General features: G+C 68.9%; 23 protein-coding genes. 5 read left to right on the top strand and 18 right to left on the bottom strand.

Annotated elements, in window-relative coordinates; translation table 11 throughout:
• Positions 1-132 precede the first annotated feature (132 nt).
• The 6 genes from AB0M80_RS05670 to AB0M80_RS05645 form a co-directional block, all read right to left on the bottom strand.
• Positions 133-2,469 (bottom strand): ATP-binding protein, encoded by a 2,337-nt coding sequence (locus AB0M80_RS05670; protein ID WP_364559367.1) that lies wholly within the window; start codon positions 2,467-2,469, stop codon positions 133-135.
• A 117-nt stretch (positions 2,470-2,586) separates the two neighbouring features.
• Positions 2,587-3,888 (bottom strand): hypothetical protein, encoded by a 1,302-nt coding sequence (locus tag AB0M80_RS05665; protein ID WP_364559365.1) that lies wholly within the window; start codon positions 3,886-3,888, stop codon positions 2,587-2,589.
• A complete protein-coding gene (locus AB0M80_RS05660; protein WP_364559363.1) occupies positions 3,885-4,259 on the bottom strand; it encodes a conjugal transfer protein TraH in 375 nt (124 codons plus the stop codon). Before AB0M80_RS05660 ends, AB0M80_RS05665 begins: the two co-directional genes overlap by 4 nt.
• A 2-nt stretch (positions 4,260-4,261) precedes the next feature.
• Positions 4,262-4,621, bottom strand: coding sequence for a hypothetical protein (locus AB0M80_RS05655; RefSeq protein WP_364559360.1), 360 nt, complete (start codon positions 4,619-4,621; stop codon positions 4,262-4,264).
• Positions 4,614-4,988 carry a hypothetical protein gene (locus AB0M80_RS05650; RefSeq protein ID WP_364559357.1) on the bottom strand — a complete coding sequence of 125 codons (375 nt, stop codon included), beginning with the start codon at positions 4,986-4,988 and terminating at the stop codon, positions 4,614-4,616. The genes AB0M80_RS05655 and AB0M80_RS05650 overlap by 8 nt, the downstream gene beginning before the upstream one ends.
• The gene (locus tag AB0M80_RS05645) at positions 4,988-5,200 is read right to left on the bottom strand and encodes a hypothetical protein (protein ID WP_364559354.1); all 213 of its coding nucleotides are present in this window, start codon (positions 5,198-5,200) and stop codon (positions 4,988-4,990) included. The genes AB0M80_RS05650 and AB0M80_RS05645 overlap by 1 nt, the downstream gene beginning before the upstream one ends.
• A 45-nt stretch (positions 5,201-5,245) precedes the next feature.
• Between AB0M80_RS05645 and AB0M80_RS05640 the strand changes: the two genes are divergently transcribed.
• Positions 5,246-5,383: a hypothetical protein gene (locus tag AB0M80_RS05640; protein ID WP_364559352.1), complete on the top strand. Its 138-nt coding sequence runs from the start codon at positions 5,246-5,248 to the stop codon at positions 5,381-5,383.
• 317 nt (positions 5,384-5,700) lie between these two features.
• Here the strand turns inward: AB0M80_RS05640 and AB0M80_RS05635 are convergent, their stop codons facing one another.
• The 8 genes from AB0M80_RS05635 to AB0M80_RS05600 all read right to left on the bottom strand — a co-directional run bounded on the left by AB0M80_RS05635 (position 5,701) and on the right by AB0M80_RS05600 (position 10,203).
• Positions 5,701-6,699: a hypothetical protein gene (locus AB0M80_RS05635; RefSeq protein WP_364559349.1), complete on the bottom strand. Its 999-nt coding sequence runs from the start codon at positions 6,697-6,699 to the stop codon at positions 5,701-5,703.
• Positions 6,700-6,715: 16 nt separating this feature from the next.
• Entirely contained in the window at positions 6,716-7,354 is a 639-nt protein-coding gene (locus AB0M80_RS05630) for a hypothetical protein (protein WP_364559346.1), read from the bottom strand.
• A 137-nt stretch (positions 7,355-7,491) separates the two neighbouring features.
• Complete coding sequence (locus AB0M80_RS05625) at positions 7,492-7,872, bottom strand: SsgA family sporulation/cell division regulator (protein WP_364559343.1); 381 nt, start codon at positions 7,870-7,872, stop codon at positions 7,492-7,494.
• Positions 7,863-8,384 carry an NUDIX hydrolase gene (locus tag AB0M80_RS05620; protein WP_364559340.1) on the bottom strand — a complete coding sequence of 174 codons (522 nt, stop codon included), beginning with the start codon at positions 8,382-8,384 and terminating at the stop codon, positions 7,863-7,865. Before AB0M80_RS05620 ends, AB0M80_RS05625 begins: the two co-directional genes overlap by 10 nt.
• 41 nt (positions 8,385-8,425) lie before the next feature.
• Positions 8,426-9,109, bottom strand: a complete 684-nt coding sequence (locus AB0M80_RS05615) for a hypothetical protein (RefSeq protein WP_364559337.1) — start codon at positions 9,107-9,109, stop codon at positions 8,426-8,428.
• A 107-nt stretch (positions 9,110-9,216) separates the two neighbouring features.
• Entirely contained in the window at positions 9,217-9,453 is a 237-nt protein-coding gene (locus tag AB0M80_RS05610) for a hypothetical protein (protein WP_364559335.1), read from the bottom strand.
• Positions 9,450-9,947, bottom strand: coding sequence for a hypothetical protein (locus tag AB0M80_RS05605; RefSeq protein ID WP_364559332.1), 498 nt, complete (start codon positions 9,945-9,947; stop codon positions 9,450-9,452). Before AB0M80_RS05605 ends, AB0M80_RS05610 begins: the two co-directional genes overlap by 4 nt.
• Before the next feature lies 1 nt (position 9,948).
• On the bottom strand, positions 9,949-10,203 hold the full coding sequence (locus tag AB0M80_RS05600) for a hypothetical protein (protein ID WP_364559330.1): 255 nt from the start codon (positions 10,201-10,203) through the stop codon (positions 9,949-9,951).
• 116 nt (positions 10,204-10,319) lie between these two features.
• Here AB0M80_RS05600 and AB0M80_RS05595 point away from each other — a divergent pair, with 116 nt between their 5' ends.
• A complete protein-coding gene (locus tag AB0M80_RS05595; protein ID WP_364559327.1) occupies positions 10,320-10,667 on the top strand; it encodes a GntR family transcriptional regulator in 348 nt (115 codons plus the stop codon).
• Here the strand turns inward: AB0M80_RS05595 and AB0M80_RS05590 are convergent.
• Positions 10,664-10,864 carry a hypothetical protein gene (locus tag AB0M80_RS05590; RefSeq protein WP_364559324.1) on the bottom strand — a complete coding sequence of 67 codons (201 nt, stop codon included), beginning with the start codon at positions 10,862-10,864 and terminating at the stop codon, positions 10,664-10,666. The two genes, AB0M80_RS05595 and AB0M80_RS05590, sit on opposite strands and share 4 nt — an antisense overlap.
• A 137-nt stretch (positions 10,865-11,001) precedes the next feature.
• Between AB0M80_RS05590 and AB0M80_RS05585 the strand changes: the two genes are divergently transcribed.
• Entirely contained in the window at positions 11,002-12,417 is a 1,416-nt protein-coding gene (locus tag AB0M80_RS05585) for an XRE family transcriptional regulator (RefSeq protein ID WP_364559320.1), read from the top strand.
• Here the strand turns inward: AB0M80_RS05585 and AB0M80_RS05580 are convergent.
• Together AB0M80_RS05580 and AB0M80_RS05575 are read right to left on the bottom strand one after the other, a co-directional pair.
• Positions 12,377-13,267: an aminoglycoside phosphotransferase family protein gene (locus tag AB0M80_RS05580; RefSeq protein ID WP_364559318.1), complete on the bottom strand. Its 891-nt coding sequence runs from the start codon at positions 13,265-13,267 to the stop codon at positions 12,377-12,379. The two genes, AB0M80_RS05585 and AB0M80_RS05580, sit on opposite strands and share 41 nt — an antisense overlap.
• Before the next feature lie 89 nt (positions 13,268-13,356).
• Entirely contained in the window at positions 13,357-13,989 is a 633-nt protein-coding gene (locus tag AB0M80_RS05575; protein WP_364559316.1) for a GNAT family N-acetyltransferase, read from the bottom strand.
• A gap of 1,130 nt (positions 13,990-15,119) precedes the next feature.
• Between AB0M80_RS05575 and AB0M80_RS05570 the strand changes: the two genes are divergently transcribed.
• Entirely contained in the window at positions 15,120-16,286 is a 1,167-nt protein-coding gene (locus tag AB0M80_RS05570; protein ID WP_364559313.1) for a right-handed parallel beta-helix repeat-containing protein, read from the top strand.
• Positions 16,287-16,468: 182 nt separating this feature from the next.
• A complete protein-coding gene (locus AB0M80_RS05565) occupies positions 16,469-16,744 on the top strand; it encodes a YggT family protein (protein ID WP_364559310.1) in 276 nt (91 codons plus the stop codon).
• On the opposite strand, the gene AB0M80_RS05560 is transcribed toward AB0M80_RS05565, so the two are convergent.
• Complete coding sequence (locus AB0M80_RS05560; protein ID WP_364559307.1) at positions 16,741-17,400, bottom strand: TetR/AcrR family transcriptional regulator; 660 nt, start codon at positions 17,398-17,400, stop codon at positions 16,741-16,743. The genes AB0M80_RS05565 and AB0M80_RS05560 overlap by 4 nt on opposite strands.
• Between the last annotated feature and the right edge of the window lie 180 nt (positions 17,401-17,580).

Raw genomic sequence — 17,580 nt, 5'->3', positions numbered from 1 at the left:
ATTCGGGCCGATCCGGGGCCGTAATCCGGGCTGATCAGCGGAAATGACGGAAATTACGGGCCAGCCGGTGACCGTGTCCGGGTCGCCGGACCCCGCGAATCCGGGGTCCGGCGACCCGGCGGCGGCCGTAATTCAGGCCTGGTCGTCGCCCTGCTCCAGCAGGGCGGTGCGGCCCACGTGGAGCTGACGCACAGTGACTGGGTCGACGGGGTACAGGTTGTCCGTCGACGGGATCTTCAGGCCGTACTCCTCCCGCAGCAGCGCCACCAGCTTCGTCTTGGTGAGCGCCTTGTACGGCTTGTAACCCGGGGCGAGGTTGCGCAGCGCCCCGACCAGGTCCCCGGCGTTGACCGCGTCCTCACCGGTCATGACCGTGGTCAGGTCGGCGATGATGTCGCGTTCGACCGGCCCGGCCGGGGTGGCCGGCGTGGTGGCTCCACCGCGCATTTCGGCCCCACGCGCGGCGATCGCCGCGAGCTGGTCACCGTTGAGATAGAACGACCGCACCACCCCGGGGCTGTCCATGAACCCCACGGTGACCAGCGTGCCCGCGTCGTTGAGGGCGTCCTTCGTCTTGGGCTTCAACCCGAGGGCGGAGATGCCGTTCTCGTGGGCCTTGTCCCCGAGCACGACGTTGTTGCGGGTCTTGTCGCCGATCGCGCCGCAGGCTTTGTTGCTGGTCACCGACACCAGATCCCGCGGCAGCGACTTGTCCGACGGGACCGGGGTGGCGAACACCAGCACCACCCCGTACTTGCGGGCCGCGGAGTAGAACCGGACCACCCAGTCGATCAGCTCGGCTCGCTCCTTGGGCTCGCCCTGGCGGAAGAAGCTCTGGCACTCGTCGATGACCACGATCCGCGGGCGCAACCCCGGTTCCTTCGCCGCGACCTCCCGGTTGACCTCCTTCACACCGTGCTTGACCAGCAGCTCACCGCGTTTGGCCAGGTCAGCGTGCAGATTCTTGATGTGGCTCAGGCACGCGTCGACGTTCTCGGGGGTGTCGCCCTTGACGTAGGTGGACAGCACCGGCTCCAGCGGGGTGAAGTCGTTGTTGTCGGCGAAGACGAACACGTCGATGTCCACCAGCGGGTCCAGCGCCGCGCCCGCGAGCAGGGCGAGGATCATCGTGGTCTTGCCCGATCCCATGGTTCCGGAGAACACGAAGTTCCGTTCGTTCACCGTGGTCTCCACCACCGACCCGCGCGGGGACATCCCGACCGGGAACCCGGCGAAGAAGTCCGTCGAACCGTCGGTGAGCAGCGGATACGCCTCCACCGGCTCACGCAGGACCCCCGGTTCCAGCCGGAACAGGTCCATCACCGTCGGGTCGTCCGGGTCAGCGTCGATGAACAGCTCCTGAGGCAGGCACCCGAGGTTGTGGGCCAGCAGCTCGTTCGCCCGGCGGATGTCGGCCACCGATGCGCCCATCGGCAGGCGCAGTTTGGCCGAGTAGCCCCGCCCGCCCTCGGCCAGCATCGGCGGGCGCACCCACGGGTGGTCGGTGTCCCGGTTGGGCCAGCCGGCCTTGATGTGGCCGTTGAGCTTGGCGTTGCCCAGGTTGGCCAGGGCCGTGATCAGCGCGTTCTCCGTCAGCTCCAGGTAGGCGACCCGGGCGGAGGTGCTGGTGCGCAGGTTCTCCGGCAGCACGTGCTCCCCGAGGGCTTTGCCGTCCTTCCAGCGGCGAAACGCCCACACCCCCGCGGTGGCCAGGCCGAACAGCCAGATGTGCAGCACGCTCCAGGTCATGACCGCGGCGCCGGTGGTGAAGATGGTGCCGATGGTGCGCAGCACGTCGGTGAGGTTCCAGTTCCCGAACCAGCCCCCGAAGCCGTTGACGATCCCGGCCAGCATGCTGATGCCGAGCAGGATCACCAGCACCAGCGCGGTCTTCTTCGTGATCTCCCAGCCGAGTTCGAACCGCAGCTTGGCCGCCTCGGCCTTCAGGCGGCGCTGTTCGATGATCTGGGAGTTCAGCTCCGCGACCCGGTCCAGTTCGTTCTTCTCCAGGGCGGCCCGCCGGGCGGCGCGGGCGTCGGTCTGGCCCTTCTCGGCCTTGCGGCGCTGCCGCTCGGCCTCCGCGCCCTTGGCGATGATCGCCACGTGCCGGTGGGCGAACCGCACCGCGGGTCCGCCCTTGGACTTGGCCAGTCCGGTGCCGCCCTTGGCGACGGTCACCGTCTTGCGCGCCGCGGCGGTCAGGTCCGCCTTGTACCCGGCGTAGCGGGCGTCCCGGCGGGCCTTCTGGTCGGTCAGCAGCGCCCATTCCTCATCGGTGACGATCTCCCCCTCGATCACGTCGGGGGCGGACTCGACCGCGCCGCCGGGGCTGGACTGGTGCTGGTCGGAGCGGCCGGGCAGCTGGTGGACGGTGGCCAGTTCCCCTGCCGACCCGGCGGACTCGGAGACGGGTCCGGGCGTGGACTCGGTGGTGGACTTGGGGTGGTCGTTGTGGTCGGTGGGGTTCATGCCTGGCGGACCTCTCGTGCGTGGACTGGTGCACCACGCGGGCAGGACCGAACCCACGCCGAACCCGGGTCTCCGGGGCAGGGGTGGGTCCGACCCTGCCCGCGAGTGCGGGTGGGTCTAGTCGCTCCCGCCCGTCGGGCGGTCGGCGATGAACTGGTTGCGCAACTTCGTGGCCGGGGCCTTGCCGCACTTGAGCGTCCGGCGGATGGACTCCGCGTTCGTCGGGTCGAACCCCGCGGGCGGGTTCGCGACCGCCGCGTCGAACTCGGCAGTCAGCTCCTCGAAGGTCCGCCGCTTCGGCTCGGGAATCGTGGCGCGCGCCGACCGGCGGCCGGCGGGCTTGCGTCGCGCCGGAACCGCCCGTCCCGTCCCGGGCTCGCCGGACCCGTCGGTGTCACCCTCATCGGCGATGGCCGCCGTCCCGCCTGCCTGCGTAGGGTCGAGGGTGGCGACCCCGCCCGGTCCCTCCCCCTCGCCGGACGGGGTCGTCTGCTGCCCGCCGGGGTCAGCCAGCCGCCGGAACCGCAACCCAGCAAGGTAGGCGGCGGCCTCATCCGCAACCGTTCCGCCGATCTCGCCATCCGCGGCGGGGTCGACCGGCAGGCCGGCCACCGCGGCCGGGTGCAGCTTCCCGCGCCGCAACCGGTAGCGGCCCGGTGCGAACACCAGCCGGGCGGTGCCGTCGGTGTCGATCTCGGCCACCGCGTGCGCGATCGCCGCGCGGCGGGCCTTCTCGACGCGGGCGGCGGCGACCTTGCGGGTGGCCAGCTCGGCCTTCTGCTCGGCCAGTTCCTGCCGCGCCAACTTCTGCATTGCTTGCTCGGCAGGGCTCCGCCGGGGCGCCGCGGACACCAGCTGGTGCGCGGCAACACCGGCGATCGAGACCAGGCCCATCACGAACCCGAGGTCCCAGCCGCCGCCCTCGGGCGTGGTGGCGCCGCGGAGGACGGCGATGACGAACCCGATCGCGGCGAACACCCACGTCCCGGTCTGCAGCGCCCACACCGGACGGTCCGGGGTGCGGACCCGGGAGACGTGCACCGCGATCGAGAAGGCGACCATGCCCCACTCGGACAGGATCGGCAGCAACGCGCCGGTCTCCCCGAGATGCGCCGCGCCCCAGTGCGCCGCCGACGGAACCGCGATCGCGGCGGAGAACACCATCAGCGGGTAGATCAGCAGATCCACGATGTGCGCGCCCGCCCACGTCCGCACGGCCGTGAACCGGGCGCCCCAGCGCTCCTGCGTTTCCTTCCTGTCCGCCTTGGCCTCGGCCTTGTCCTGGCGGGTGCTCGCCAGCTGGAGCCGGGCCAGCTCCAGTCGCTGTTCGAACCGCTGCTCCCGGTCCTCCCGCGCCCGGCGGGCCTCGCTTTCCTTGTCCAGCCGGGCGATCTCGGCTTTCTCGCTGCGGTAGCTCATCGGGTCACCTCCCGTCGGTTGCGCGCCGCCGCGTCATCGGCGGGGGCGGGTTCGGTCCCGGCCGCGGTGGCCGGGGTCGTGTCGTCGTGCTCGGGTGCGCCGTCGGTGAGGCGGGCGGCCGGGATGGTGCCCAGCACCGTGGCACGGGCCTTGCGGGCGGCGGCGGTACGGCGGTGCACCAGCAGTTCGTGCCGCGCCCACAGCGCCGCCACGACGGCGGAGAGCAGGTCCAGCCAGGGGGTGAACACCACCCCGCCGATCAGCGGCACGCCGACCCCGGCCAGCTCGATCACATGCGCGCCGCACCACGCCACCGCCGCCTCCTGCCGGGTCCGGCAGGCCCGGTCGCGCTGGGGCGTGTCTCGGGTCATCCTCACCACCCCTCCCCGAAGTCGCTGTTGCTGTCGCGCAGGAAGCGGGCCAGCGCGGCGGCTTCCTCGGCCTGCTCGACCGCCAGGGCGAGTTCGTCGCGGAACCGCAGCGCCGCCCGGACCAGGAACACCACGTGCCACAACCCCCGCAGGCCCAGCACAATCGCCACCACCACCGCGATCGTGTTCAGCCACGCGACGGTGCCGGTGAACCAGGCCAGCACCGTGAACGCACCGGTGCCCAGCAGAATCCCGGGCAGCACGCTGGCGCTGTCGTCGATCAGCGCGGCCAGCTCGGCCGGGTGCACGAAGTTCTCCGGCGCCCCGGCGGTGTCGGTGTTGTTGTCGTTGAGTTCACGCATGTGCTGCCTCCCAATGCATCCGCGCTCCCGGCGGGCCGTGGCCGGCCGCGGGGGCGGCGTGCTCGAAGTAGTGCGGGTCGTAGTCGGTGGCGTTGTGGCCGTCGAAGTAGTGGTTCACCCGCCCCGTCGGCGGGGTCAGCACCTGGGCACTGGCGTAGCGGTCGGCGCGGGCCATCACCCCGGTCAGCAGCCGCACGAGCAACACCAGCACGGCGCGGGCCAGGTGCAGCCCCAGCCACACCGTGACCGCGGCGAAGACCTTGCACAGCACCCACGTGCCGTTGCGCTCCACCAACCGGCGCAGCAGCAGCACCATGGCCGCCGCGTCGTCGCCCGGAACCGGGCCGGGCCTGTCCGGTGCGGGCATCACTGTTCGACCCCCGCGACGATGTCCCACGCCTGGCCGTCCGGGGGCGGCATGGTCTCGCCGTAGGCGGCCATCGCGGTAGCCGCCGCCAGCGCCAGCGTGGCGTGCACCTGCGCCGCGGCGAGCTTGCCCGCGGTCTCGGGAAGAACGTAGCCGTTGCCGTACTTCGCCAGCAGGCGCTCAGCTTCCATGTAGTGCTCGGGTCCAGTCATCGGCCGACCGCCTCCCGGGCGCACGGCGTGCACGACGATCCGCCGTTGGGCAGACCGGTCCCGCAGAAGATGCAGTTGCTCGGCCCGTTGGGCACGATCACAACCGACTGGCTACCGCTGCTGCGGCTCGCGTTGCTGCTGGTGGTGTGGTTCCTGCGACTCATGGTCAGCACTCCTCGGTGATCAGGTCGATGTCGTTGTGGTCGGGATAGATGTGGGCGGTGATGCCGACCGGCCGGCCGAGCTGGTGTAGGTCTCGGCCACGTTCTCGGCTGTGCCGCGACGAGGGCCCGGCATGGTGCCGAGGCCCCTCTGGCTCAGTTCAGCCCGCCGCGGGCATCGCGGAGGTTCTCCTCGCGCGCCTCCTGGTCCTCGGTGTCGAGGCCGTACGCCCGCCGCTCGATCGTCTGCTGCTCCACTTCGTCGAGCTCGCGGTCGAGCTGCCGCGCCGGCTTCCCGATCTCCGGGTTCCGGACGAACGGGAACAGCGGACCGGCTCTTCAACCGCCGTGCCGACTCGCAACGTCCCCGACCGTGGTCCGGAACGCACCCTCCCGCTCAACCGCATTGTCGATTTCCTGAAGGGCGTTCTGCACGGCGCCGATGGCGGTTTCGACGGCGTTGCGGGCGTTCTCGCCGGCCGCCTGGATCACCTGCGCCTCCTCTCCGCCAGCCTCGGCCGCCGCGGCCGCCGCGTCGGTGGATTGGCCATTGACGACGCTGGAGAGCGTCTGCAGCACGGTGTCGCTGAGGGCAGATCGGGCGGCCTGAATCGCCTTCATCGCGCCCTGGTCACCGGAGATAAGGCGAAGTCGTGCGGCTTTTTCGGAGATGGTCACGGTTCCTCCTGTTGTCGGTGCCTGCGGGCAGTTCGCCGCGGGCGGTTGCGTGCGGGGTGCGCGGGCCGCGGGTCTCGGCCGGGCAGCAGCAGGCCGCGGTGGTGCAGCGGCGGGACGGGGCTGCGCGTGAGAGCGGATGAAGTCGCCGTAGCGGTGGCGGGTCAGCAGCAAGCGGGCGAAGTGCAACAGCACGCTCTGCACCTCTGGGGTGCGGTAGTCCTCGGCCCACCACGTCCAGGAACCGCGCATGATGTCCGCGGTCTCCTGCAAGGCCGCGGGCATGTCCAGGCTGTCGAGCGGATAAACCTGCGTCTGGGTGTAGCCGTTGCCGAGGTAGCGGCGGCCGAGCTCCTCGATGCTGGTCTCGCCGAAGATGTCGAGCGCGTTCCCGTAGGGAGTCCGCACCGCGGTGTGCGCGTGCACCCACGCTCCGCCGGGTTGACGGATGCCGACCAGCAGGGGCACAAACCCGGTCGCGGTACTGATCGCTCCGGCCAGCCAATGACAGAACCCGCGGCCGAAGTACGACTCCGCTTGCTTGTCGATCTTCCCGGCGGTGAGGGTGAACGAGCGGTGGCCTTCCCCGTTCGGTTCACCCACCTGCATGGTGCAGTGACCGGTGAAGTCGGCGCGCAAGTCCAGCGCCACTGCGGTGTCCACGCCCCCGCTCACGCGATCATCGGCGACGTCGGAACACCGCCCCGGCGAGGATGGTGCTCACCGCGGGGGCGCGGTCGCCGCTGATGGCGGTGACCCGCAGCCCGGCCGCGACGTCGGTCACCAGCTCCACCGCGCGGCGCGGGTACTGCCGCGCGGCCAGGTGCCGGGCCAGCTGGTCGAGCAAGCCACCGCGGGCGACCGGTTCGGTGACGGTCACGTAGTAGGCCATCAGGTCGGCGACCGGACCGGTTTCGGTCTCGTATCCGGTCCGGCGGTAGGGCGCCCCGGTGGCGATGGCCTCTTCGGCGGTGGCGATCATCCAGGCCAGTTCCCCGGCCAGTTGATGCGCCGACATTCCGGCCTGCCACTGCTCGGGGTGGGCGGGGTTGGCCGCGGGGAACACCGAGGCGAGGTAGCTTTCCTCGGCCGCGTACAGGAACAGCAGCCGCATCCGGTCATCCGGGCAGGCGGCCTGAGGCAGCAACTGCCGCGCCAGCCGCTGTACCCGTTGCCCCGCCTGGTGATACGCGGTGGCGGCCATCTGCCCGGCCAGCCGCACCGTCACCGACACCGCCGGTTCCAGAATCCAGGGCTCGGTGTCCTCGGGCAGCGGGGCGGGGGTCAGCGGGGCGGAGGTCGTGGTGGCGATGGACATGACGGATCAACCCGTCCTTTCCGGACAGACAGGAAACGGAAGTGGTGGGAAGCGGGACCGATCAGCGGCGGCGGTTGGGCCCCGCTTCCCCGGCGACGGCACGGGCGGTCAGTTACCGCCGGTGAAGACGCCCGGGGTCAGGCGGCGTTGCCGCCGGCCAGGCGCGCCCACTCGGCCGACCAGTCGATGCGCTCGCACCCCGGCGGGACCAGGGCCTCAGCGGCGTCGAGGAGGCTTTCCACGGTGCCGCGGGGCAACGCCACATCGGCGGTGCCGGTGGGGGCGGACAGGGTGAGCAGCACGTGGTCGAAGTGGCCGCCGGTGTCCGGGCGCACCATCACATCGCCGTCTCCGGCCGGTTCGTACAGGCCGGTGGCCAGCAGCTCCCGGGCGAACAGCCACGCCTGGCCGGCGACCAGCAGCGTGACCGCCCACGGGTCGCCGGTGTCGTAGACCAGCACCACCGGTGCGGGGCCGCGCCCGTTGACCACCGCGTCAGCGGGGTAGATCAGCTCCACAGCTGTCCCACCCCCGGCGAGTCCGGGCCGATGCCGTAGAGGCGGGCCGCGTCGGTGAGCATGTCGGCGTGGTCGAACGCGAACCCGCCACGCCGGGCCACCCGTGCCGCGGTCCGCAGCGGCATCCAGGCCGCCGATGCCGCGTCGTCCCCGGCGACCGGGGCGGGCATGGTGGAGAGCACCGCGCCGTAGGCCACCGACACATACCGGCCGCGGGCGTCCCGGCCCGGCGCGTCGTAGACCCCGATCCGGTCGAGCACCACCCCGGACAGATCCAGGCCGGTTTCCTCGGCCGCTTCCCGGCGGGCGGCCTGCTCAGAGGTTTCGTCGTCGACGTGTCCGCCGGGAAAGGCACGTTTGCCCTTGTGTGGAGCCCAGCGGCGTTCGATCAGCAGCACGTGCCACACGCTCTCGTGCAGGGCGAACAGGATCACGTCGGCGGCGTAGAAAACGGGGGCCCGGTCGTCCAGCTTCGCGGCGAGCTTGGCCGCGAGCGAACCAATCAGCGACATCGTGAAGTCCTTTCCAGAACAGAGCTGGCAGAGAGGGCGGATCAGGCGACGGCCCGGGTCGGCGCGGCCAGCAGCGTGGTGACGTAGGAGACGAACGACCGCTGCGCGCACGGGTGGACGGTGTCGGTCTGCGGGTCCCGCAGCGTGGTGCGCAGCCACAGCGTCAGCCGCGCCACCGACCAGCCCGCAGCGCGACGCTTGGCGATCGCAGCCACCAACACCTCCAGAAACTCCGGCCGCACCCGGCCCGCCCGCTTCGCCGCCTGCGCCGCGACCGGGCTGATCGGCGCGGTGTTGGACAGCGGCGGCCGGCTGACCCGCGGCGCCGCCGCCACCGCGGCCTCCCGCTCGGCAGCGGCCAGCAACCGGACCTGCGCCGCGACGTCGCGGTAGACCCCGGCCCGGCGGTGCATCACCGCATCGCGGGTGCCGCGGGTCAGCACCCGGGCGTTCGCGGCCAGCAGCCCGGCCAGCAGCTCGAACCGCCGCACCACGCTGGTCGCGGCGTCCTCGGTCACCAGCACCAGCGGGTTGCCCGCGGCGTGGGTCAGCTCGTCCTCGGCCAGCAGGCGCAGCTGGGCCGCGACGTCGCCGTAGACCGTCACCCGGACATCGGTCACGGCCTCCGGCAGCCCGGCCGTGGCCAGCAGCTCGGCGTTGCGGGTCAGGGTGTCGGCCAGAGCGGTGAACCGGGCCGCGACCGGGGTGATCAGCGTGCGAGACATCAGGTGGTCCTTTCGGTGCGGGCCGGGCGCAGGCATGGCGCTGCCCCGAGACGAATGCGGGAATGCGAGCTGGGGCGCGGAAACTGCGCCGGAAAGGGTGGTGCGGGTCAGGCCGCGAGGGCCAGGTACGCGTTCTCGATCTCGACGCGGGTGGCGTCCAGTGCCGCCAGGAACACCCGCGCCAGGCGCATCGCCTCCATGTCGTGCGGGCCGCAGAACTCGCTGCGCACCGTGCTGTAGGCGATGTCCAGCCAGTGCTCCCGATCCCACGGCGTTGCCGACGCGGGCGGCATCGTGGCCAGCAGGTGCACGAACGCGGCCGGGACGAACAGGCGGTCGGTCATGACTGCCTCCCGTAGCGCAGCGCGATCCAGGTGGTGACCAGCGAAGCGACCACGCCGATCGCGCGGTGCGCGGCCTGGTCCAGCTCGGTCAGCGCGGTCCCCGGCCCGGACTCGTCGACCACGCCGTCGCGGCGCTGCACCGTCGCGTGCTCGATGTAGCTCTGCTTCCCGGCCAGCCGCGCCAGCGTCTTCAGCGGCTCCCGGCGGTCGATCACGTAGTGCGTGACCGCGTTGACCGCCGCACCCGCGGCCAGCGCCCGCAGCGGCACCCGGAACCCGAGCACCCGCGTCACCGCGACCGCGGCACCGACCTGCCCGGCGGTGTAGCTGGCCACGTGGCGAGCGCAGTGCTTCGCACCCTCCCGGCCCGGCTTGCCCTTGCCTGCGGCGTCTTCGCTGGACTGCAACCACTGGTCACACAGCGGGTGGATGTCGGCGAACGTCGCCTGCAAGGCGGCGAACAACGCCAGCCCGCGAACCGTGCTGCTGCCCATCTCAGGCCACCTCTCCCAGCTCGCGCGGGGCCGCGACCGGCAGGAGGATCACCGGGGACACCGGGGCGTCCAGCTCAGCCAGCGCGTTCTCGATCTCCGCGATCTCCGCGTACAGGTCGACCAGGTCGGCCACGTCGTCGAAGTCGCCGTTCAGGACGTTGTCACCGGCCAGGCCGGTGGTGTCGGCGAAGTAGTCGAAGTCCAGGTCAACCGCGTCCATCTCGATCTGGCGGCGGCTCGGGCGGGTGGTGCTCATCGGGTGGATCCTTTCGTCTTGGCGCTGTCTCCAAACTAGTCTGGATCAGTTCGGAGTTGGAATCGGCCGATCGGGTGAACTAGTTCGGAACGTTCTCGTTCGGTAGGATTTGGAGCATGGACAGCCACGCGGAACGCGCAGGTCAGGCCACGTTCGAGTGGATCGCGCAGCAGCTTCGAGAAGAGATCAAGTCAGGAACGTTGACGCCCGGGTCCCAGCTGCCGAATCAGCGAGACGTGGCTGCACGGTTCGGGGTCGCAGTGGCCACCGCCCAACGTGCGTTGGGGTTCTTGCAAGAAGAGGGTTGGATCATGTCTCGGCCTGGCGTTGGACGGGTTGTCGCCGCCAACCCCGGACGCGAGCCGGCCACCCTGGAGCAACTGTCATCGCAGCTCAGCGACCTGCAAGCCGAGGTGAAGTCGCTACGGGAGTCCGTGGAGCAGCTCCGCGGCGACCAGGTCTAGCCATTGCCCAAATCGCGGAAGAATTGCGCCACACTGTCGACGATTCCGCCTCCCTGGTCCTTGGCCGTATGGACCATGCCGGCTGCGTCATGCGGATGCTTGATCACCAGGGCTAGTAGGGCTAGCACTGCCAGTGCGACGATCAGCTTCTTGAGTGCGCCTCCGCCGGTCTTGACGCTGAATGGGTTCTTGGACATCTTCGCCTCCTGGTGCCGGGGCACTTCGGCCCGGTGATGTTGATGGCTCCATGAAACATGCCCCTGAGCTGCACGAACAGGGCACACTAGGGGGCACACTCGTACAGTGGGGGCACAGTCGGAGGGGAGGAGAGCGGGTGGGCAACGATCAACTCGAAGCCCTGATGATGGAGGCGGGGTACCTCCGCGAGGACGGGAGCGTCGGCCTCAAGGTCTTCGCGCGAGCCGTCGGAGGACAGGCTGGCAAGACATTTAGCCACACGTACGTCCGTCGATGGCTCGACGGGATGGTGCCGCGCGACGCCAAGACTCGCACGGCAATAGCAGGCGCACTCGGACAGCGTCTCGGCCGACGGATCAGTCTGACAGAGATTGGCTTCGGCAAGGCGCAGAAGGTGCGAGCCGACCTCGGGCTCGACTACCCAGATCAAATCACGGACAGCGTTAACTCTGTCGCGCGGCTATGGCAGGCAGATATCGATAGCATGTCGACGTTGCTTGACGCTCCCGCGAATGCTGCTGCCTGGAACGAAGCGGCGTTGTCCTGGCTTGTAACGACACGTGATGACGTCCTGAGCGACACAGGTAAGCGCAAAGTGGGCGAAGCAGACGTCCGGGGAATCCAAAAGACAACCGAAATGTTCGACGCGCTCGACGGTGAACACGGAGGCGGTCACGCACGAAGGGCCTTGATTGAATTCCTGCGGACAGACCTGACCGGTCTGCTCGCGGGACAAACGACCAACAATGCAGTCAGAACCAAACTATTCAAGTCAGCAACGCAAGCGACTCTACTGGGCGCCTGGATGTCATACGACGCCGGGCTACACGGACTGGCGCAGCGATATTTCATTCAAGCACTTAGGATCTCGGAAAGCGTCGACGACCGCCTGTTAGGCGCGAGCGTCCTCGACGCGATGAGTCACCAGGCGACATTTCTGGGCCGCTACAAAGAGGCTGCCAACCTTGCGAGGACGGCACGAATGGGCACAACCCTTTCGGGATCGGCAAGCGCTGCCGCTCATTTTCATGCAATGGAAGCCCGAGCCCTTGCTCGACTGGGCGACTCAGCCGGATGCGACAAGGCAATGGCGGCAGCAGTTAAAGAGTTCGAGAGGCGCGATCCTGAGAACGACCCGGCCGACTGGTTCTCGTACTTCAACGAGGCTGAATTGGCCGCCGAACTTGGCCACTGCAACCGGGACCTCGGCCGCCCAGATGATGGAGTCACGTACGCAACGCAGTCGCTTGGCCCAACGGCTAGCGGCTACGTGCGGAGCGACTTCTTTGTAACCATGGTTCTTGCCGACTCTCATCTCGACAATGGAGACGTAGGTCAAGCCTGCGAAGTCGCTCTTAGGGCGATCGACATTGGCGAGTCCCTGAAATCCGCCCGATGTGGCGCGTACGTGGATGAATTTCGCACGCGCCTCACCGGGATCGGCCAGACCGCAGAATCCAAGGACTTCTTCGACAGGGTGTCCACGGCACGACTGTGGACACCACAAGACGCTAAAAAGGCGCCCAGTCGCGGCGGTCTCCACCCGTCTTGATCGCAGAGACACGCTTACGCACCTCCTGAGCCGCGTCCTCGGAGTCCTTTCCCGCGAGCCAGAGAGTCATGGCGATCTCGCGATAGCCAGCCAATGTCTCGTAGCCGGACCACTTCATGATGTCGAATCCATACACATCGACGAAGGTCCGGTACTCTTCGGCAGTGTGCCACCCGAACCGTTCGTAAAACAATGCAGTCTGCACCAAGTCCCACTCTCTCGGGCCTATGCAGAAGCTATCCAAGTCAATAAGACAAGGGGCACCTTCTCGCGAGAGCATGACGTTTCCAACGTTCGCATCACCGTGGATAACACCTTGCGGCAATGGAAATTCAAGGCGCTCATAGCTGGCCTTCAATTCACTAGTCCGCCTACGCAAATAAGCTTCATCATCCCGAGTAAGACTGCGCGCCTCATTAAGGCGACCTTCAATCTCCGCGAAGGGCTTCTTTGTCGTCAGGTCAAGGCTGGCGGGCGCGCGCAACTCATGTAGATCGCGAATAATTCTGGCCACATCCGCGATAGGCGCGTACTTCTCCTCTTCCGAAACGGATTCCCAAAAAGTCGCGGGATGACCTGACGCGTCGACCGGCTGTGAAATATTCAGGGCGCGGTTGGCAGGGAATTCTTCGGATGCAAGCCAACGCGCTACGTCGACTTGTCGTCGAGCTTCGTCGAACCCGTCCCGCTCTCGTCCGACGCGAAGGATGACATGGTCCGAGAGTCGGAATACCGCGTTCGAGCCAATCCTGATGAGCTCGGCATTTGCGCCGTCGATGCCCGCCCTCCTGCAGGCAGCGTCAGCCAGTTCGCGCGCTGACGCCTCGGTCAAACCCTCGGCCTGACTCACGTTGTCGCCTCCCTTTGCAGTTCGACTCAACCGCAACCCTAGTGATGGGTCGCGGGGGCTGTTCAAGCGAGCCGCCAGCCTGCGTTGGGTTACCCCATTTCGCCGTCGGCCTCTCGCATGTGGGTGCAGTAGTGCGGTTCTCCGAGATGCAGGGGTTCGGCGGGGTCCTGGTAGGCCCAGAAGTCCCGTGCGTCTTCGGACTGGTCAAGCTGGACGGTCGACCAGTGGTAGCCGGGCCCGCGGGCCTGTGCGGCGTCCAGCAGCAGTGTGCCGAACCCACGCTGGCGGTGCGCGGGGTCTACCTGGATATGACGGACGATTCCGCGGCGATCGACCCCGCACAGCTGCACGTCGGCGACGGCGATCACCGCGTCTCGGAGACGGATCTCCAGCTGGCCGACCCCGACCTGCACAGCTGGCCGGCGGGCGACCACCACGATCTGCGAACGGCGGTCGTCCAGCTGGTCGGCCTGCTCCACCGGCATCGGCGCGCGGTGGTCGACCACCAGCCAAGTGCACCGCGGCTGCCGCCGTGACCAGCACCGATTACACGACCTCGTGGACAGATGCATCGCGTGGTGGTAGCCGTCGTTGCTGCCAGCGAGGTCCAGCCGGTGCTTGCGGTTGAGGCACCAGACGTGTTCGCGCCGCGACCGGACCGGCAGGTCGTCGGGCTCGCTCATGTCTGGCGCCTTGCTCAGCCAGCTAGGGCTCTCGCTCATACGTTCGATCGTAACTCGCATCATCGCAGCTCACGAGGCATCCTGGCCTCATGGGAGAGGGAACGATCTTCGACAAGCGGGAAGCGGTCGGCCGTCGAGCGATGCAGCGAGACGAGGCACGGCGGGCACGGCGGGCGGCGATCGAGCGGGCGGCCCGGGGGCCTGTGCTGGCCGGGACCGCAGTGGCCGGGCTGGCGCTGAGCTGGCTGGCCGGCTGGCCCTGGTGGCCGGTGGGCGATCGGCGTGGGCGTTCTGGTGCTGCTCGCACTGGTGGGGGTCCGTCGGCGACTGGGGGTGACCTACACGGCCGAGAGTTGGTCATCGGAAGCACTCAGCGAGCTCAACGAGGTCACCGACGTCGCGTTCTACGGCGAGGGGCGAGATTTCCAGCAGCAGCTGGGTCGCCGGCTAGCTCTGCTGAGCAGGCCGACGGCCCGTAAGCGATCACGTTCGTAACGCATGACTCTGCAGCTTTGACGCAATGTTCAAGCGCTGCTGCGAAGGTTCGGAGGCAATCGCGCACGGTGTCGCTGTCGTCGCTAACTGTGTTCATCGACGAGCGCACGCCACACCGGGTTCCCAATGCCTTCCCAATAGCCTCCACCGTTCCACGGCAAGCACAGCATCCACGCAGGTCAGAGGGTTCGCCAAGGCGTGGTGGCGCGCCGCCCTCCGGAGGCAGGTGTCGCAGGTTCGAATCCTGCCGAGGGCACCCGAGATGCCCGAGGTGTGTTCGCGGAGTGCGCGAACGTCATCTCGGGTTTCGTGTTCTCTGGGGGCCGAGCCCCCAGGCCCCCCGCCGGGGGCGAGCCCCCGGACCCCTGTGTGGTTCCGTTCCGTAGTTCGGCGGGCGTCGGGACCCCATCGGTGAACCAGGTGATGGCGTGTGGCGGGTGCGTGCCGCTTGCGTGGGTCGTCGCCGTAGCCTGGCATCTTTCGTTTCGTGGTGGTGGGGCGATCGGGTGTCTTGGGCGATTGCTGAAAGCGTTTTCAGTGCAGACGACCCGCTTGGCCCACTCGGGGTGCGGCTACCCGGTGCTACCGTCGCCTCACCGAAGATCCCGTTCCCCGCAAGGACTGGGAGCGCTCTCGGGCTCGGTTCGGCAATTCTTGCCCGCAAGGAGGCGTGCATGAGTTCGTACGGAAAGATTCCCGGCAAGAAAGCGCTTGCAGTGAGCGCGGCACTGGTCACCATGGCCGCATTGGCACCGCCGTCGGCGGCCGCGGCCACCACCTTGTACGTGGCGCCCAACGGCAAGGACTCCGCCGCCGGCACCCAGGCGGATCCGACGACCCTGCCGTCGGCGCTCACCCGCGTCACCTCGGGCGGCACCATCTCGCTGCGGGGCGGCACCTACTCCTACGCCCAGACGGTCACCATCGCGCCGGGCAACAGCGGCACGTCCAGCGCGCGCAAGACGCTGTCGGCCTACCCCGGCGAGACACCCGTGCTGAACTTCTCGGCCATGGCGGAAGACCCGGCCAACCGCGGTCTCGCCCTCAACGGCTCGTACTGGCGCGTCGCCGGCATCGTCGTGGAGCGCGCCGGGGACAACGGGATCTTCGTCGGCGGAAGCAACAACGTCGTCGAGCGCGTGGTGACCCGCTTCAACCGCGATTCCGGGCTGCAGATTTCGCGGATGGCGTCGAGCACCCCGAAGGACCAGTGGCCGTCGAACAACCTCGTCGTGAGCTCCGAATCCCACGACAACGCCGACTCCGACGGCGAGGACGCCGACGGCTTCGCCGCGAAACTCACCTCCGGCCCCGGCAACGTCTTCCGCTACGACGTCTCCCACAACAACATCGACGACGGCTGGGACCTCTACACCAAGACCGACACCGGCCCGATCGGACCGGTGACCATCGAGGACTCCCTCGCCTACGCCAACGGCACCCTCAGCAACGGCACGGTCAACAAGAACGGCGACCGCAACGGCTACAAGCTCGGCGGCGACAAGATCGCCGTCAACCACATCGTCCGGCGCGACATCGCCTACCGCAACGGCCACCACGGGTTCACCTACAACAGCAACCCCGGCTCGATGACCGTTTCGGACAACGTCGGCATCGACAACGCCGAACGCAACTTCTCCTTCGACACCGGAACCTCGGTGTTCCGCAACGACACTTCGTGCCGCTTCGCCAGCGGCGGGTCGAACGACAAGACCGTCGGCAACGTCGACGCCTCGGACCAGTTCTGGACCGGCAAGAACGGGTCCCGGTGCTCGTCCTACGCCGGCACGATGAAGTGGTCGTTCGCCGCGGACGGACGGCTCGTGGTCACCTTCGGCTGAACCGCGGTGACGCACTGACCCGACTTCGTGCGTGGGCCGGTCCGGCGACCGGTCCACGCACGACGGCGTCCGGGGTCCGGAGAGCCACCAGCGTGGCAACCTGTTGAAATGCTGTGAACCGGACACAACCGGCACTCCCCGTGCCCCCCTCGCGTTCTCCGGGTAGGGAGAACGGAGGGACCATGGGTGCACTAGGGACACTGCTCGGGTTCGTGCTCAGCCTGTACCTGCTCGTGCTGGTCGCGCGGATGGTGCTGGACTGGGTCGCGATGCTGGCCGACAGCCCGCCGTGGGCGCGGCGCGCCCACGGCCTGGCCTACGCCGCCACCGAGCCGGTGATCGGGCCGGTGCGGCGGGTCGTGCGGCCGGTGCGGATCGGCGGGCTGTCGCTCGATCTCGCCTTCACGCTGGTCTTCGTCGGCGTGCTCGTGCTGCGGGCGATCGTCTACGCCCTTTAGCGCGAGCCGCGGAAGCTCGCGGACAGCCGGTCGACGCTGCGTTCCAGCTCGGCGCGGACTCCTCCCAGGTCGACGCCGTCGGGGTCGATCAGGGCCTGCATCGAAATCCCGCGCAACTGGGCGAGCAGGGCCGAGGCGTACGAATCGGGGTCGCGGACACCGGTGATGGACCCGTCCGCGACTCCGCTGGCCACGGTCTGCGCGATGGCGAACCGGAACCGGCGGTCGGCCTCCGTCAGCGCGCCGCGCAGGGCCGAGTACTCCGCCGCCGCGTCGCCCCAGAGGGCCAGGAACGCCTGGTTGAGCGTCGGCATCGTGCGGATCAGCTCGAAGATGATGTCCAGCAGCGCGCGCAGCATGTCCATCGGCGTCGCGGTGGCCGCCCCGGTCCGGGCCGCGACCGCCTCGCTGTAGACGTTGGTGAATTCTTCGACGGCGTGCTCGACGAGCCGCTGCCCCAGCCCGTCCTTGTCGCCGAAGTGCTGGAAGATCACCGACCGCGCGTAGCCGGAGCGGGCGCAGACGCCGCCGATCTTCAGCCGGCCGAAGCCCTCTTCGGCGATCAGGTGAGCGGCGGCATCCAGGATGCGTGCCTCGACGACTCCTTCGCCGTCCTCCTGGATCCGGCCTTCGGCGGCGCGGTCCACGCGGGCCATGTTACTAATCCGGCCCAAAGCAGGCCGCCCCCCACGCGGTGCGTAACCGTTGCGGCGAAGTCTTCGGCCATGGCTGTGATCGGATTAGTGACGATCGGCACAGTAGCGACTGCAACCGCGCTCCACTGGCCGAGCCGTCAGCGGACCGTGCGGGGATCGTCAGCGCCCGCCCGCAGTCTC

Source organism: Amycolatopsis sp. NPDC051045 (genome assembly GCF_040682955.1).
Classification (GTDB): Bacteria; Actinomycetota; Actinomycetes; order Mycobacteriales; family Pseudonocardiaceae; genus Amycolatopsis.
The sequence above is the reverse complement of the archived record's forward strand: the minus strand, read 5'-3'. Positions and strand labels throughout refer to the sequence as shown.